Origin of the sequence: Corallococcus sp. RDP092CA, assembly GCF_041903675.1 — a bacterium.
Classification (GTDB): Bacteria; Myxococcota; Myxococcia; order Myxococcales; family Myxococcaceae; genus Corallococcus.
On the sequence record NZ_JAYESI010000048.1, the window covers coordinates 11,964 to 26,957 of the forward strand.

12 protein-coding genes are annotated in these 14,994 nt (G+C 71.6%); 3 read left to right on the plus strand and 9 right to left on the minus strand.

Annotation, left to right across the window (positions count from 1 at the left end):
• Window positions 1–76: 76 nt before the first annotated feature.
• Window positions 77–1,339, minus strand: coding sequence for a hypothetical protein (locus U8525_RS32400; RefSeq protein ID WP_374270594.1), 1,263 nt, complete (start codon window positions 1,337–1,339; stop codon window positions 77–79).
• 179 nt (window positions 1,340–1,518) lie between these two features.
• On the opposite strand from U8525_RS32400, the gene U8525_RS32405 reads away from it, so the two are divergent.
• A complete protein-coding gene (locus U8525_RS32405; protein ID WP_374270595.1) occupies window positions 1,519–1,731 on the plus strand; it encodes a hypothetical protein in 213 nt (70 codons plus the stop codon).
• A 152-nt stretch (window positions 1,732–1,883) separates the two neighbouring features.
• Here the strand turns inward: U8525_RS32405 and U8525_RS32410 are convergent, their stop codons facing one another.
• The 3 genes from U8525_RS32410 to U8525_RS32420 all read right to left on the minus strand — a co-directional run bounded on the left by U8525_RS32410 (window position 1,884) and on the right by U8525_RS32420 (window position 5,915).
• Window positions 1,884–2,459, minus strand: a complete 576-nt coding sequence (locus U8525_RS32410; protein ID WP_374270596.1) for a hypothetical protein — start codon at window positions 2,457–2,459, stop codon at window positions 1,884–1,886.
• Window positions 2,460–2,682: 223 nt separating this feature from the next.
• Window positions 2,683–3,402 carry a hypothetical protein gene (locus U8525_RS32415; protein ID WP_374270597.1) on the minus strand — a complete coding sequence of 240 codons (720 nt, stop codon included), beginning with the start codon at window positions 3,400–3,402 and terminating at the stop codon, window positions 2,683–2,685.
• Window positions 3,403–3,449: 47 nt separating this feature from the next.
• Window positions 3,450–5,915, minus strand: a complete 2,466-nt coding sequence (locus U8525_RS32420; protein WP_374270620.1) for an RND family transporter — start codon at window positions 5,913–5,915, stop codon at window positions 3,450–3,452.
• Between the two features lie 492 nt (window positions 5,916–6,407).
• Here U8525_RS32420 and U8525_RS32425 point away from each other — a divergent pair, with 492 nt between their 5' ends.
• Entirely contained in the window at window positions 6,408–8,891 is a 2,484-nt protein-coding gene (locus U8525_RS32425; RefSeq protein WP_374270598.1) for an RND family transporter, read from the plus strand.
• 197 nt (window positions 8,892–9,088) lie between these two features.
• The gene (locus tag U8525_RS32430; RefSeq protein ID WP_374270599.1) at window positions 9,089–9,685 is read left to right on the plus strand and encodes a sterol desaturase family protein; all 597 of its coding nucleotides are present in this window, start codon (window positions 9,089–9,091) and stop codon (window positions 9,683–9,685) included.
• A gap of 9 nt (window positions 9,686–9,694) precedes the next feature.
• Here the strand turns inward: U8525_RS32430 and U8525_RS32435 are convergent, their stop codons facing one another.
• From U8525_RS32435 to U8525_RS32455, 5 genes are read right to left on the minus strand one after another with little or no spacing between them, the layout of a single operon-like run.
• Window positions 9,695–10,276 carry a phosphatase gene (locus tag U8525_RS32435; RefSeq protein WP_374270600.1) on the minus strand — a complete coding sequence of 194 codons (582 nt, stop codon included), beginning with the start codon at window positions 10,274–10,276 and terminating at the stop codon, window positions 9,695–9,697.
• Between the two features lie 20 nt (window positions 10,277–10,296).
• Complete coding sequence (locus U8525_RS32440) at window positions 10,297–11,292, minus strand: hypothetical protein (protein ID WP_374270601.1); 996 nt, start codon at window positions 11,290–11,292, stop codon at window positions 10,297–10,299.
• Window positions 11,282–12,526, minus strand: coding sequence for a GtrA family protein (locus U8525_RS32445; protein ID WP_374270602.1), 1,245 nt, complete (start codon window positions 12,524–12,526; stop codon window positions 11,282–11,284). Before U8525_RS32445 ends, U8525_RS32440 begins: the two co-directional genes overlap by 11 nt.
• Window positions 12,519–13,454: a phosphatase PAP2 family protein gene (locus tag U8525_RS32450; RefSeq protein WP_374270603.1), complete on the minus strand. Its 936-nt coding sequence runs from the start codon at window positions 13,452–13,454 to the stop codon at window positions 12,519–12,521. The genes U8525_RS32445 and U8525_RS32450 overlap by 8 nt, the downstream gene beginning before the upstream one ends.
• Window positions 13,432–14,766 (minus strand): inositol-3-phosphate synthase, encoded by a 1,335-nt coding sequence (locus U8525_RS32455; protein ID WP_374270604.1) that lies wholly within the window; start codon window positions 14,764–14,766, stop codon window positions 13,432–13,434. The genes U8525_RS32450 and U8525_RS32455 overlap by 23 nt, the downstream gene beginning before the upstream one ends.
• Window positions 14,767–14,994 lie beyond the last annotated feature (228 nt).

A 14,994-nucleotide genomic window follows, 5' to 3' on the forward strand; every position in this document is an offset into this window, starting at 1 on the left:
AAGACGCCTGGGCGTGCTGACTGTCCACCGGACGGCGCTGGGGGCGGCGGGCCGTGTCGGCCCCCGCTCCGGTCCGTCAGGCGGCGACGGCGTGGTCCAGCGAGCGCCAGGTGCTCAGGGCCCAGTCCTGCTCGTCCGGATCATCGAAGCTGACGACGCAGAGGGCGCGGCGGTGGCCGGAGCGGCACAGGGCCGTCAGCCGGCACTCGCCGGGGCCCATGTGCAGGGACGCGCGCCCGCTGACGCGGGCCCCGTGGTGCTCCAGCTCCAGGGCCCGGCGCTCCGGACTGGTGGGCGCCAGCTGCTCCTCCGCGGAGTCCGCCAGGGGCACCACGCGCACGGTGCGGCGGTGGTCGCGGGCCACCCAGCTTCCGTCCTCCAGGCGCGTCTCCGCCAGCGAGCCGGGGATGCGGATCTCCCAGCCCTCGGGGAGGGCCACCTGCACGGAGCCCCGCCGGTAGCCGATGGACGGCCCCGCGCCGGGCGACTCCAGGGCGCGGCGGTGGACCTCCTCCGCCACCGTCCCGCCCAGCCCCAGGTAGCCGAGCACCTCCTGCCACTCCCGCCAGGGGAAGGGGAGCGAGGCGTCCTCGCGCCACGCCCGCTCCAGCAGCCGGGCCACGTCGCGCAGGCGCTGGCGCTCCTCGTCCAGGAGCGGCGGGCGCCAGACGACGTCCGTCCACAGGCGGCACAGGGCGCGGGTGAAGCGCTCGCGCGCGCCCACGCCGGGGCTCCACCAGGGGAACACGTCCGCGCCGCGCCGGGGCTCCTCGAACACGGTGCGCAGCCAGCGCTCGTCGCGAGGCCCCAGCGGCGTGAGCAGCGCGCCCGGGTGCTGGAAGGTGTGGCCGAAGTGCATGGACAGCGTGAAGCCGGAGTTGCCCAGGCCGCGCATGCGCAGCACCTGGCCCACCGAGTGCTGGAGCCACCCCAGGAAGTGCTCCTCCACCTGGCTCGCGTCACCCGTGTGGAAGTAGCCCGTGGCGTCGCCCACGCCCACGTCCTCGTCGGGCGGGGCCCAGGAGATCCCCTGCTGATCCCCCAGGGCCTTGAGCAGGTCCACCACGTAGCGGTGGTAGCCGGGGCCCGCGGCGCTGGTGTCCGCGGACACGACGATGCGCTCCTGGCTCGCCGCGAGCAGCGCCACCTCCGCGGCGGCCGGATGCAGGCGCAGCACGGGCGCGCCCTGGGGACCCTCCTCGATGCGGCTGTCCTCCAGCACGCCCTCGGCCGCCTGCTGGACCCAGGCCTCCACGCGCTGCAGCCATGGCCTGGCCGCCTCCGGGGGGGCGAACAGCGGGTCGCTTGCTCCTCGTCGGCCTGCCAGCAACAGCTTCATGCGTTGGACGCTCTCGGTTCGGGTGCGCGCTGCCTGTGGACCTCTTTGGATAAGCCCCAGCCTGCTCCCTGTCACCCCGGAGCGACACATTCCGACGAGGAGGGCATGCGGGCGGAGAGGCGCCCGGTGGCGGATGGCTCGGGGGCACCCCAACCTGAAAGGGAAAGGAGGCGTTCGTCATGAGCAAGAAGGACGTGCTGCACATTCCCTTGGAGGGGCTGCCTCCCACGCCGGCGCGCGAAGCCGGGACGGAGGAGGAGCCGGAGGAGCGCCACGTGCCGTCGACCTTCGACCCGGGGGGCGGTCCCGGCAATGGCCCGGGTGACAACGGCAACCCGCGGATCATCGAACCCGTCGGCCAGCCCTGGTCGCCGGGCGTCAAGGTGACCTGAGCAGGTCGAGGCTTCGGGGCCCCATGATCCCGCTGACGCCCCTGCGCGTCGGCGGGGTCTTGTCGTTCCCGGCGGAGGCCGGGCGCTGGAAAAGGCGAAGCGCCCGCGGCCGGTGAGGGTCGCGGGCGCTCCCAGCTCCAGCCCGCCCGGGACTACCGCGTGGTGCCGTTGTCGGGCGCCAGCGTACCGCTGGAGTCCGGCACCGGCGTGGTCATGTTGCCCTGGGTGCTGGAGCTGTTGTTCGGATCCAGCGTGGAGTCGTTGGGCAGCGTGCTGTCATCCGGGATGGCGTTGTCGTCCGTGGACATGCCGGAGCCGCCCGTGCCCGGCTCGGTCGCCTCGCCGTCGTGCACGCCGGGCTCCGCTTCACCGGTGCCCGCGCCGCCGGTGCCGGGGTCCAGCGTGCTGTCGTTGCCGGCGGGCGGCAGCGTGGAGTCATCCGTCGTGCCGGAGCCGCCGGTGTCCATGTCCGACGGCGGCAGCGTCGAGTCCTGCGACGTGCTGCCCGTGTCGTAGCCGGAGCCGCCGCTGCTGGGCGGCGGCGTGGTGGTGGTGCCGGAGCCGGAGGTGTCCGTCCCGGTGCCGCTGGAGTCCGTGCCCATCGTGGAGTCGGTCGTCGGCTCGTTGCCGCGCGTGGCGGACTGATCCGACTTACAGCCCGTGCCGAGCGCGAGCGCGCCCGCGAGAACCGCCGCCACCGTCAGCTGGGTCTTCAGGAACTTCTTCATGTGGGAATCCCCCGATAGGAATCTGACTGCTTGAAAGGTCCTGGCCGCCTGCACGAGCGAAGGTGAGCAGGCCCCTATGTGTGTGCAGGGATGGCTCATCCGCCTGCCTGGTCGGGGGACGGCAGAGGCGGACGCAAGGGGAGGCTTGCCCGGGCGGGGCTGTCCGCCGGACGTCGGGCCCGGTGGCCCGGAGTGCGAGCCAGCGAGCCCGACCCCGCGGGACTCAGGGGCCCACAGGGGGCTGGGTCACGTCGCCGCCGCCGGGCGCCGTCACGGAGTTGCTGGACGTGTTGCTGTCCGGCGACAGCGTGGTGGACTGGGAGCCGCCCGTGATGCTCGGAGGCGTGGTGCTGGGGGCCGGAGGCAGCACCACGCCCGTGCTGGACATCGTCCCCGTCGGCGTGCCCGGCGTCACGGTGCTGTTGGAGGCGCCCGGCAGCGAGGTGCCGGGCGTGGTCGTGGCGGGCGGCATCAGCGCGCCCGTGGTGTCGGTGGAGCCGGTGGAGCCCGTCGCGGCGGAGCCGGTCCCGGGAGCCAGCACCGCGCCCTCGCCCGTCACGGTGGTCGCGCTGCCCGGCGCCACCACCGTGCCGCCGCCCGTCACGGTGGTCGCGTTGCCGGGGCTGGGCGGCAGGGTGTCGGACGCGCTGCCGGAGAGGGACGGCTGGGGGCTGTACGGCTGCGGAATCACCGCGCCCGTGCTCGTGCCGCCGCCCGTGCTCGTGCCGCTGCCGCCCGTGCCCGCGCTGGGGGTGTCACCCAGCGGCTGCGCCACCGGGGTGTCCAACGCGCCTCCGCTGGGGGCGGGCGTGCCCGCCGGAGCCCCGGGGTTCGGCTGGCCGGTGGTGATGGCGCCCGCGGAGGTCGGATCCACCTGCGCGCTCGCGGAGCCCAGCGCCAGGGTGCCCGCCGCCACGCTCATCCAGATCCATTGCTGAGACATCGTCCTCGCTCCTTGCCGGTAGGGGGCCGGGCGGAGGGCTCCCCGGCCTAGGGGGTGGGCGTGGGCCGCTGGGGGCCCGGGCCCTCCCTGATGAGGTGCTCACCCCGGGGCTGTGAGGGAACCGCACGGTGGCGCCGCTTGCGCTCGGAGAGCACCAGCAGCAGGGCCGGGAAGCCCACCAGCATGATGAGCAGGTTCATCCCGAACCCCACGTTCGCCAGGGCGCCAATCGAGTTGAGCCCCGGGTGGTCCGCGAGCAGCAGCGCGCCGAAGCCCACCGCGCTGGTCATCAGGCCGCCGCAGATGGCCTTGCCCGTCTCCGAGTACACCCGCACGAAGTCGCTGCCCGGCGACGCGAGCCGCGTGATGAGGTGCACGCCCGCGTCCACCGTCGTCCCGATGAGCACCGGGATGACCAGGATGTTGAGGTAGTTGAACTCCATGCGCAGCACGGGCATCAGCCCCAGGAGCGCGAAGAGCGACACCACCGTGGGCATCAGGCACAGGAGCGCGACGCGCAGCCCGCCCAGCGTCAGCCACATGGCCAGCAGCACCGCGAGCGTCGAGCCCAGCAGGATGAACGGCGCCTCGTGCGCCACCAGGTTGAAGATGTCCGCCTGCACCAGCGCCTCGCCGGCCACGACCGCGGGCCGGCCATCCGGCAGCGTCACCCCGCGGACCTCCTTCGCCAGCCGGCGCGTGGCCTGGCCGTCGGACTGGTCCACGGACGGGTACACCAGCACGAAGCCGGTGCCCGGGCCGTCGCGCCCCTCGAACTGCTGGCGCACGCTGGACGGCAGGTCCGCCACGGTGAAGGGCTTCGCCGCCACCTGCCTGCGCAGCTCCGCCAGCTGCTGGCGGTGCTCGGAGGTGAGCTGTCCTTCGGGCACGCTCTCCAGCAGCTTCCCGATGTCCGCCAGGATGGCCTGCTTCTCCCCCTGCCGGTCCGGCACCAGGGTCGCGAGCGCCGCGACGAAGTCCACCGTGGAGCTGGCGCCCCGCTGCTGCTTGCGCGCCTGGATCTCCCGGGCGACCGCGGCCTCCTCCTCGCGCGAGCGCGTGAGCACCACGAGCGGGACCTGCGAATAGCCGATGAGCTGGTTGACGGCGCGGTCCAGGACGAAGGAGTCCAGGCGCTGGTCCTGCAACGAGCCGATGTCGTAGTCGAACCGCAGGCGCGGAATCTGCGTGAGCAGGCCCGCCACGACGAGCGCGGACACGGCGGTGAGCAGCCCGCGCCGGCGGGTGATGATGCGGCCCAGGGGGGCCTCCGTCGCCTCCGTGGAGGACGCCCGGGGCTTCCAGCCGTGGCGCGCCACCAGCCCCAGCACCGCGGGCAGCACCAGCACGTACGCGAGGATGAGCACCAGCATGCCCACCCCCGCGATGACGCCGAACTCTCGGAACGCCCTGAGCCGCGAGGTGCCCAGCACGAAGAAGGTGAGCGCCGCCACCAGCGCGGACACCAGCGCCGAGCCTCCCGTGTGCGTGAACGACTCGCGCGTGGCCTCCTCGGAGGACCGGCCCTCTCCGCGCAGGGCGAGGTAGCGGCCCAGCAGGTGGATGCCGTGCTCCACGCCCAGGCCGCCCAGGATGGCGCCCAGGAAGGCCGTGAGCAGGTTCACCCGGCCATACGCCACGCCCACCAGGCCGTAGGTCCACGCCAGGCCCGCGCCCACCGGCGCCAGCACCATCCCCACCGCGAGCAGGCTGCGGAAGTGCAGGACCAGGTAGAGCAGCACCAGCACCGAGGCCACCGTCGAGGCCACCGCCACGTCGTGGGTGATCTGCGCCTGCTGATCCATCTTCTTCTGGTACGAGCCGGTGAGCTCCGTGTGGAAGCCGGGCCCGTACTTCGACAGGTCCTGCTGCTCCAGCACGCCCCGCACCTCGTCGACGATCTTCGTCGAGAAGGTGAGGTCCGCGGACGACATCTCCGGCCTGGCCAGCACCACCACGCGGCGCGCGGCGGGGTCCAGGTAGTAGTCGCTGGGGTGGCTGGAGAGGCGCGTCACCGCGCCGCCGCCGTACTTCCGCTCCAGGTCGGAGAAGTCCAGCGACGGGGCCGGCTCGTCGTCCAGCGACACGAAGAGCGGGTTGGCGCGCTGCCGCTCCCAGCGCAGGCGCGCCTCGATGCGGCGCTCCACCTCCTTCAGGTCCTCGGGCGACAGGAAGTAGAGCGCGTGGCTGCGGAAGAAGCTGCTGGGGCGGGTGATCTCCACGTAGCGGATGCCCGGCAGCGCCTCCAGCTTCGGCGCCAGGTCCTCCGCGAAGCGCTGGAGCTGCGCCGGGTCCGCGCCCTCTCCCACCACCACCACCCACCCCTGGGCGCCGAAGCGCTCCTCCAGCGTGTGGATGGCCTGCACGCTCTCGAACGAGGGGGGCAGCAGGTCCACCAGGTTCGCGTTGAGGGCCAGGTGGCGGGCGGACAGCATGCCCAGGGCGGACAGCACCAGGGCGCAGACGAGCGCGACGCCGGGACGGCGGTGGTTGTGCGCGGCCAGCGCACCCATCGTGCGCTCCACGCGGTGAATCCACCCGCGCTCCGCGGCTGAGGTCGGGTTCGAGGCCATCGAGCGTGGACGCCCGCGCTCCGGGAGCCGGCACCGACCGGACCGGGGCACGCGGACGCATCCCCTCCAAGCGGCGCCTGCTTCCCACGCAGGGCCCGTGTCGAAGCAGAAGCTGGCCATGCCGCGCCCCACCGGCATGACGGCGCGAGGGGCGGCCCGCCTGCTCCCCGGCGCTCACGGGGCCTGGGGCAAAATGCCTCAAACCCCGGCGCGCTGCGGTTCCCCTGGCACGCCCCATGCCGGGGCGGCATACATGGCGGGGTTCGTTGATGCCCCCTTTGTTCCAGGGACAGGCGTGCGGCCAGTGGAGGCCTGGGGCCGATGCCTGGACGCACGATGGCCCGGGGCATATACGCGTGAGCGGCCCGGTTCGTCCGGGCTCAAGGTTTTCCCCGCCGTCACGGCGCGGGCTTTCAGCAGGAAGTCACATCCATGAGTGAGACGCGGTGGTCCGGGCGGTTCGAGGCGGCGATGGGCTCGTTGGCGGCCCGCAGCCACCAGCGGCCCTGGGTGGCGCTGTTCGTGACGCTGGTCCTCACGGGCCTGGGCACCTTCTTCGCGCGCGACCTGCGCCTCAACGCGGACCTGGCGAACCTGCTGCCCAAGTCGTTCCAGTCCGTGCAGGACCTGGAGAAGCTGCGCACGCGCTTCGGCGGCATGGGCAACGTGGTGGTGGCCGGCATCGGCGCGGAGCCCGAACAGCTCAAGCAGTTCGTGGATGACCTGGCGCCGAAGCTGGCGACGCTGTCGGAGATCCGCTTCGTCAACGCGCAGCGGCCCAGCCAGTTCTTCGAGGAGCACGGCCTCTACTACGTGGACCTGCCGGACCTGAAGACCATCGAGCAGCGCATCGACGCGCGCTTCGCGTGGGAGAAGGAGCAGGCCAACCCGCTCTTCGTGCGCCTGGAGGACGAGCCGGCCCCGTCGCTGGACTTCAGCGACATCCAGAAGAAGTACACCGGCGGCGCGAACATGCGGCTCGCGGGGCAGGGCGGCCTGTACTACCTGGATCCGCAGGAGCGCATGGTGGTGATGCTCCTCAAGGCCAAGGGCTCCTCCGCGGACCTGGGCTACTCCAAGACGGTCATCTCCCAGGTGGAGGACTACCTGGCGAAGCAGGACCTGTCGAAGTACGGCCCCGGCTTCCACACGGAGATCACCGGCACGTTCAAGAAGAAGATCGACCAGCAGGAGGTCATCACCGGCGACCTGGCGCGCGCGTCCACGCTGGCGCTGGTGCTGCTGCTGGCCTACCTCATCTTCCACTTCCGCAGCGCGCTGTCCGTGGGCCTCACCATGGCGCCGGTGGTCGCGGGCCTGGCGTGGACCTACGGCTTCGTGGGCATCGCGTACGGGCAGGTGAACCTGCTCACGGGCTTCCTCGCGGCGGTGCTGGGCGGCCTGGGCGTGGAGCACGGCATCCACCTGCTGGGGCGGTGGGGCACGCTGCGCTCGGAGGGCATGACGTCGGAGGAGGCGGTGCGGGAGACGTTCCGGCACACGGGCTTCTCCGCGCTCATCTCCGCGCTGGTGGCGGCGCTCACGTTCCTGAGCCTGTCGTGGTCGGAGTTCAGGGCGTTCCACGAGTTCGGCGTCATCGCGGCGGTGGGCATGATGGTGAGCGTGGCGTCGTACCTGCTCATCCTGCCGGCGCTGCTGGGCCTGGTGTCGCGCTTTGGCTGGGTGCCGCGGGAGCACCAGTCGCAGTCCGGGCCCATGGCGATGCTCGCGCGCTTCCTGCCGCGCCACTACCGCGCGGTGGCGCTGGTCATCGGCGTGGCGCTGGTGGGGCTCATCAGCCAGGCGTACCGGGTGAGCTTCAACTACGACTCCACGAAGCTGGATGACGTGTCGCTGCCGAGCGTGCGGCTGGACCGCCGCATCGACCACATCCTGGGCTACTCCGCGACGCCGGTGGTGGTGCTGACGGACACGGAGTCCATGGAGCGCGAGGTGGTGAACCAGCTCCAGGCGCGCAAGGCGAAGTACGGCAAGGACTCCACCATCGACTTCGTGGGCGCGCTGGAGGACCTGGTGCCCCGGCAGCAGGAGGAGAAGCACGCGCTGCTCCAGTCCATCCACCAGAAGCTCCAGCGCATCGACCCGGAGCGGGTGGACAAGGCCCAGCGCGAGGACCTGGCGCGCGCGGTGAAGATGACGGCCGCGAAGCCCTTCGTGCGCGAGGACCTGCCGGTGAGCCTGCGCCGCCAGTTCGAGCCGGCGGTCGGCCAGAAGGGCGGCGTGGTGCTGGTCTACGCGAACGTGAGCCTGTCGGACGGGGCGGGCACGCGGCGCTTCACCAAGGAGGTGCGCAACCTCCAGATGCCGGACGGCAGCCAGGTGTCCGCGGCGGGCGAGGCGCTCATCCTGGCGGACATCCTGGACATGGTGGCGTCCGAGGGCCCGCGCATCCTGGTGGCCGCGGTCGTCAGCGTCTTCCTGGCCATGTGGCTGACGCTGGGCAGCCTGCGCAACGCGGTCATCTGCATGCTGCCCACGCTGCTCTCCATCGCGGCGCTGGTGGGCCTGATGGCCCTCATGGGCCTCCAGTTCAACTACCTGAACATCGTCGTCATCCCGGTGCTCATCGGGACGACGGTGGACGCGGGCGTGCACCTGATTGAACGGCTGGGTGAGCCGGGCTCGGACTTCGTGAGCGTCTACGCGGAGACCGGGCGGGCCATCGCGGGCGGCCTGCTGACGAGCGCCATCGGCTTCCTGGCGCTGGTGTTCGCCAAGCACCCGGGCCTCAACTCCATTGGCGACCTGGCCAACCTGGGCTTCGCGGTGAACATGGTCATCGTGCTGGTGGGCTTCCCGGCGCTCCTCCTGCTGGTGGACCGCTGGCGCCACAAGCACAGCACCACGCCCACCCCGGCCAGCGGCGACGGCGCCGAGCACCCCGCGGAGAGCTGAAGCGCGTCGGGCGCGCCCGTGCGGACAGGAAGGCCCCGGCCCTCACGCCGGGGCCTTTTCCGTTGCGCGCCCGGAGGGGCTGGGGCCGCTCCGTCCGGCGACATGGCGAGGGGTGGACGGGCACGGGCGCCCGGGACTCCCCGTCCCAACCTTCGTCCAGTATGGGACGTTCATACTTCAGGTATCAGTCCGGGCCGATGTTCGAGAACGCCTTTCTCGAAGCCTGCTCGAAGCTCCATCCTGCGGTGCCGCTCCTCTTCTACGGCCCGCTCACGCTGGGCCTGCTGGGGTGGGGCCTGTACGCGGGGCGGACGACGGTGGGGGCCAGCGTCCTGTTCGTGCCGCTGGGCCTGCTGACGTGGGTGGTCATGGAGTACTGCATCCACCGGTATGTCTTCCATTGGGAGGGCAGGGGGCCGCTCACCCGGCGGCTGCACGAGGTCGTGCACGGCTACCACCACAGGTACCCGGACGACCCCATGCGCCTGGTGATGCCGCTGGGCGCGAGCGCCCCGGTCGTCGGCCTCATCGGCGGGCTGCTGTGGTGGGTGGGCCGCCCGACGCAGATGCTCCCGTACTTCGTGGGCATCGTGTGGGGCTACGTGGCGTACGACTGCATCCACTGGGCCACGCACGCGCATACGCCGCGCACGGCCTGGGGCCGGAAGCTGCGCGCGCACCACATGGCGCACCACTTCGCGACGCCGGAGCGCAACTTCGGCATCAGCAACCGGTGGATGGACCGGCTGCTGGGGAGCGACGGCCGGCGCGACCGGCGCTCCGGGACGGAGTGAGGCGCCTGCCTACGCGGCCTGCTCCGGCACGCCCGTCCACGCGGCCACGAAGTCCGCCAGGCCGCGCAGCTGGCGGTCGTTGAGCGTCGCCTGCCAGCGCGCGTGGCGCACCGCCCGGTACGCCTCCGGCGCGTCCCAGCCGCGCGCCACCATCACCGCCAGCCCCATCAAGGGCCCGCGCCCCACGCCGTGCTCGCAGTGCGCGTACAGCACGCCGCCCGCGTCCAGCCGGGGCAGCGCCCAGCGCACGCCCTCCGACAGCTGCTCCACCGACGGCGGATGGCGGTCCGTCACCGGCAGGTGCAGGAGCTCGATGCCCAGCGCGGCCAGGGCCTCGCGGTCGTCGCAGCGCTCCGCGCGCAGGTCGATGACGCAGGTGATGCCGCGGGCCTTCAGCTCGCCGTAGCGCGCGCGGGACACGCTGCCGCCCACGTGCAGCCACGGGTTCACCTGGGACACGTTGAGGGCGCGCTTGCCGGGCAGCTTGGTGGTCCACTCCACCCCGCGCGCCACCACCCGCAGCACCTGCTTGCGCACGAACCCCCGGACCCCGGGGACGTGATGCACCGACCGCAGCAACGACTCGCTCACGCTGACGCACTCCCGTGCGGCTACTCGCCTTCCAACGTCACTTCCATCAACCCTTCCACCGGCGCCTTGCCCGGGCGCTCCATCACGCCCCGCAGCAGGTACGTCACCGGCGAGCCCACCATCGGCCGCACCAGGCCGCTCAGCACGCCCAGCGACTCGACCGGCGCGCTGCGCTGGAGCAGCGTCGTCCCCTTGAGCGTCATGGCCGGCTTGCCGTCGCGGTCGATGAACTCCGCCCTCCAGGTGCTCTTCGCCTTCTCACCCGTCTGGGTGAGCGTGAATGACTCCAGGAGCCGCGCGGCCCCCTTGTCCTCCCAGAGGTACACCGGCGCGTAGTCGCCGCCCTGGCCCTCGCGCCCCAGCACCACCGCGTAGGGCGGGCCCCGGAGCGCGCGGAAGCGCACCCAGCGCTTCGCCACCCTGGCCGGCGCCACCGTGCTGCGCGAGTGGTCCACGTACCCGCCGCCCGACAGCGTCACCGCCTCCGCCTTGGGCAACTGGAGCGTCACCTTCACGGGGCTGCCGGCCACCACCACCTCGTGGCGGTAGCGGTCCTTGCCGTCCTCCACCACGGAGCCCTCCGGCGACCACGGCTCCGGCTTGCGCGCGTACTCCAGCGTCACCCGGCCGTTGTCCAGGGGCGCGTCCACCGTCAGGCCGGTGTCCGAGGCCCGCGCGAGGCACGCGCCCACCTTCAGCGTGTCCGTGGTCGGAGCGTAGCTCCACTCCTTCGCGCCCAGGCGCGACTGCGGCGCCCAGGGGGCCTTGCCCGGCAGCAGCACGGTGGCGCGGCAGATGCCCGTGCGCGACCCCGGCCCGATGTTCGTCACCGTCAGGTTCACCGTCACGTAGGTGCCGTCCTCTGTGTCCGCCACGAAGGTGAAGCTCTCGCCGTACCGGTCGCTGGCGTCGAAGGACAGCCCCAGCACGCCACCCGCCGCCGCCGCCCCCGGGAGCGAAAGCAGGGCCCCCACGCAGAGGGCCCTCAAGCCGCGGGTGAGCGCCTCACGCCGCATGGGGCCGCTGCTCCATGAGCTCGTCCGAGGCCTGGTCGTTGAAGACGTAGTCGCGCTGCAGGGGCAGGTTCCACGCGAAGTAGACCACCCCGCGCACCACCCACCAGCCCAGCGTGTACGCCAGCTGCGGGTGCAGCGTGAGCAGCGCCACGCCGCCCGCGTTGAGCAGCGCGCTCGTCGCGCTCACCAGCGTGTAGCGCGCCAGCTGCGGCGCCACCGCCCCCTGGCTGCGGAAGGTGATGACCCGGTTGAGGGAGTAGTTCACCACGCCGCCCAGCACGCAGCCGGCCACCGTGGCCCACACGGGGGAGAGGCCCGCCCACTCCACCATGCCCAGCACCGCCACGAAGTCCACCGCCGTGGCGATGGCGCCCGCCGCCGCGTTGAAGCCGAACAGGGCCACGCCCGAGCGCGGCTGCACCGGCTTCTTGGGCGTCAGCGCCCGCACCAGCGTGCGGAAGCGCGACACCGCCGTGACGTTGCTCAGGATGGCCACGAACACCAGGCCCGCCACCGCCAGCCAGTGCATGGGGTGCTTCTCCTGCGGCCAGAACAGCGCCTCCAGGATGGGCGACAGCGCCGTGCCCACGCCCAGGAACAGCACCCGCTCCAGCCGCTGCATCGCGCCGTCGCGCACGCTCACGCCCAGGCCCTCGCCCTTGGCGCGCACGTACGGCACCAGCGAGGAGCCCATCAGCGCCCCCAGCGCGGGCAGCAGCACCCAGGTGTCCCGGTAGTACCAGGCCAGGCCCATCAGGATGGCGGAGTCCACGTACCGGTCCAGCACGGAGTCCAGCGCCGCGCCCGCGGGGTTGGCCTCCTTGCGGGTGCGCGCCACGCGGCCGTCCATCACGTCCAGCACGCCCGCGAAGAGGAACAGCCAGCCGCCCAGCGCGAAGCGGCCCGCCGCCACCGCCACGCCGGAGGACACGCCCAGCAGGCCCGACAGCATGGACAGCGCGTTGGCCGGCAGCCCCGAGCGCAGGAGCACCTGCCACAGCGGCTGGATGACCCAGAAGAAGTAGTGGCGCAGGAAGAAGCCCACCAGCACCGACTTGCCGCGCGTCAGCGTCTCCGCGTCCCGGGGGATGCCCTTGATGGCGCAGCGGATACAGAAGAGCACCAGGCCCACGAGGAAGTACGCGACCGCGAACAGCGCGGGCGCCAGCGCGGTCCAGATGCGCGCCGAGGGCGACAGGTCTCCACTCAGCCAGGCCAGGACGTGGTCATGCACGGGTGTTCCCTCCAGACGGCAGGGTCATGGGCGCCACGGCTGGCGCTTCCACGGCCCGTCTTGCGAAGACGGCCCTCACGACGACGAAGGCCACGACCGCCGCGGTGACTCCCGCGAGCACGTCGAGGATGTAGTGGTGCGTGAGGTACACGGCGGAAAAAGCGACGAGCAACGCGAACAGCCCTGTCCCCACCCGCCACACGGGGCCCTTGTGCCAGAGCACGAGCACCATCATCAGCGGGTAGGCCGCGTGCAGCGACGGCATGGCCCCGAAGACGTTGGGGTTACGGCCGTAGAAGTTCGCGAAGTAGTGGATGCCGAAGAAGGCATCGAAGCGCGCGGTGCCCGCCGGGCTGGGCGGCGCCGCCAGGTCCGCGAGCCCCGGCCCGTACTTCAGGACGTACCAGGGGGGCGCCGCGGGGTAGATGACGTAGATGACGACGCCAATGGCGTTCACCACGAAGAAGGCCCAGCAGAGCTGCTCGAAGCGCGCGTCCTTCTTGAAGAAGAACCAGAGCGCCACGAGGAACACCTCGTAGATGTAGGCCGCGTAGGCGAAGCCGCACAGCAGGTCCAACGGCGTGTTGGGGTGATGCGACCACCACTCGGGCCAGTGCATGCCCCCCGGGGCGGGGAACAGCGACTTCTCCAGGTTCCACAGGTCGCCGGTGTGGATGGTGCCGCGCACCCCCAGCCACAGCGACTGGCTGTCCAGGATCATCCCGGTGAGCCACAGCGGAAACGCGCCGCGGAGGAACCGCCGCGGGCCGGCGCCGGCCCAGGCCAGCACCACCAGCAGCAGGTCCGCCGCGACGTGCTCCCACCGGACCCTCCCGGTGGAGACCACCAGCGCGAAGTGGCCCGTCGCCATGACGGTGACGAGCCACTTGAACGCGGAGTCGTTCTTAGCGGGAGAGCGGGAGGTCATCCCCGTAGTAGTCCATCCCCAGGTGGGTGATCGGCTCTTCGCCCGCGACGACGCGCAGCGTGTTCTTCAGCTTGGTCAGCTGGATGAACAGGTCGTGCTCCACCGGCAGGCCCGCGTGGGCCATGGGGCTCTTGAAGTAGAAGGACATCCACTCCTGGATGCCCCGCCACTCCAGCCGCTTGGCCAGGTCCATGAACAGCGCGATGTCCAGGACGAGCGGCGCCGCCAGGATGGAGTCGCGGCAGAGGAAGTTGACCTTGATCTGCATCGGGTAGCCCAGCCACCCGGTGATGTCGATGTTGTCCCAGCCCTCCTTCGCGTCGCCGCGGGGCGGGTAGTAGTGGATCGACACCTTGTGCGAGTACTTGTTGTACAGCTCCGGGTACAGGTCCGGCTGCAGGATGGTGTCGAGCACGCTCGACTTGGTCACTTCCTTGGCCTTGAAGGCCTGCGGATCATCCAGCACCTCGCCGTCGCGGTTGCCCAGGATGTTGGTGGAGAACCAGCCCTCCAGGCCCAGCATGCGCGCCTTGAGCGCCGGCGCGATGACCGTCTTCATCATCGTCTGGCCGCTCTTGAGGTCACGGCCCGCGACGGGCACGCCCTCCTGCTTGGCCAGCTCCTGGAGCGCGGGCGTGTCCACGGCGGCGTTCGGCGTCCCGTTGGCGAACGGCACGCCTTCCTTGATGGCCGCGTAGGTGTAGAGCGCCGTGGGGTTGATGTCCGGGCTGTTCGCGTCCAGCGCCTTCTCGAAGTTGGCCAGCGTCTGGAAGGCCTCCGGCAGCGGGCGGAAGGTCTCCACGCTGCTGCACACCACCATCACGGCGCGCTTGGCGTTGAGCTCCTTCTTGAAGTCCCGGATGTCCTGGCGCAGCGCCTCGATGCTCTCGCGGTGCGTCTTGGTGGACTTGATGTGGTTGGCGGCGATGCGGCGCACGAACTCGGGGTCGTGCACGCCCGGCTTCGGCTTGATGCCCTGGAGGAAGGGCTTCACCTGCTCCAGGTGCTTGTCGGTCAGCACGCCCGAGCGCACGGCCACCTGGTAGGCGTCCTCGCTGATGATGTCCCAGGCGCCGAAGACGACGTCGTCCAGCGTGGCCAGCGGCACCAGCTCGTTGAGCTTCACCGTGCGGCCGTCGGTGCGCTTGCCCAGGCGGGCCGTGCCCATCTGCGTGAGCGAGCCGATGGGGGCGCCCTTGCCCTGCCGCGCCAGCTCCACCCCCGCCATCAGCGTGGTGGACACAGCGCCCAGGCCCGGGATGAGCACCGCCAGCTTGCCCTCGGGCTTCGCGACCTTCTTCTTGTTCTCCATCGTCCTGATTCCTTCGAAAGGCGGGAAATCGCTCCGCCCAATGAGCGTCTCCGAGTCCGTCCATCCGGCGCCGGCAACGCTGCCGGACGGAAGGTGGAAAATCTCGAAAGCGGATGGTTGATACTCTAAACCGTCTGTCACTTCAACGTGATGTGCGGACGGTGCCCGGCTCGTACCACGGCGGCGGCCGGCTGCATGACTCGGGCCGGGGCTCCGCTACAAGCCAGG